We start from the raw sequence: 1,272 nt of genomic DNA, 5'->3' as shown, positions 1-1,272 counted from the left end.
CTTTTAGATTTGTGTGATATAAATATTTTGAGAATACTATTGTAACTTAGAGTATTTAAAGACCAACTCCAGTAGAGCCACTTTAGGTCCGCCGCAGGGAAAGACCCATACCGCGATTCAAAACTCTACTGGATTATTTAGACTCCAAATTCAACGGGGTCGCCCGGCGATAGAAATGAGGGTTCAAGACCCATGAGAAAAGTATCGAAATTGTCTGAATAGTTGGCCTTCATCTTTAATCATTTAAAGTTATGGAAAAAACTTATTTCATTGGCGTCGATGTTTCTAAAAATGAATTAGACTTCGCTGTGGTAAATTCTAATAAAGTCCTTTTCCATTTAGAAGTTACCAATGATAAAGCAGGTATTGACAGTTTTATCAAAGCACTCAAAAAACAAACAGGCTTTGATTTTGAGAACAGTTTGTTTTGCATGGAATTCACAGGCATTTACAATAACATTCTGTTGAATTATCTGTCTTCACATAAAGCTTTTATCTGGGTGGAGAATGCTCGTCAGATAAAAGATAGTATGGGAACTATCAGAGGTAAAACAGATAAACTGGATTCTATTCTGATTGCTCAGTATTCATACAAAAATCGTGAGAATCCACGTTTATGGTCACCTAAAAGAGACATCATTCAAGAACTTGACCGCTTGACTGCCATTCGTTCAAGACTTAAGAATGCCATAAAGATGTTAGAAACACCATTAGTAGATTCTAAAGATTTTATAGGTAAAAAGGCTCATAAGGATACCAAAAACGCTTGCCAGGATTCTATTAATGCCCTTAAGAAAGATGTCAAAAATGTTGAAAAACAAATAGACGAAATTATCAAAAAGGACCCTGAATTGAGCCATCTGTTTGAACTTATCACCTCTGTTAAGGGAATCAGTAAAGTGACAGCTACTGAAATTATCATTACAACCAATGAGTTTAAAGACATTGATGACCCTAAAAAGTTTGGTGCCTTTGCGGGTTGTGTTCCTTTTGAGCGATCCTCTGGAAAGAAAAAAGGAAGGCCTAAAGTCAGTTCAATCGCCAACAAGAAAATGAAGGCTTTGTTGCACATGGCAGCTATGTCTGCTATCAAGTATTGCAAAGAACTTAAAGAGTACTATGAGCGTAAAGTCAGCGAAGGCAAAAACAAAATGCTTGTTATCAACAATGTCAGAAACAAATTAATATTAAGAGTTTTTGCCTGTGTAAACAAAAATCAAAAATATAACGAAAATTATACTTTTTCACTTGTTTGAATCATAGAAATCGCGG

Annotated in this window: 1 protein-coding gene; it reads left to right on the top strand. The window is 35.3% G+C overall.

Annotation, left to right across the window (positions count from 1 at the left end; genetic code table 11):
* Positions 1-251: 251 nt before the first annotated feature.
* On the top strand, positions 252-1,256 hold the full coding sequence (locus tag WAE64_RS24720) for an IS110 family RNA-guided transposase (protein ID WP_340240870.1): 1,005 nt from the start codon (positions 252-254) through the stop codon (positions 1,254-1,256).
* Positions 1,257-1,272: the final 16 nt, after the last annotated feature.

Source organism: Emticicia soli (assembly GCF_037860775.1).
GTDB lineage: Bacteria > Bacteroidota > Bacteroidia > Cytophagales > Spirosomataceae > Emticicia > Emticicia soli.
Note: the sequence above shows the minus strand (reverse complement) of the source record. Positions and strands in the feature narration are given on the sequence as shown.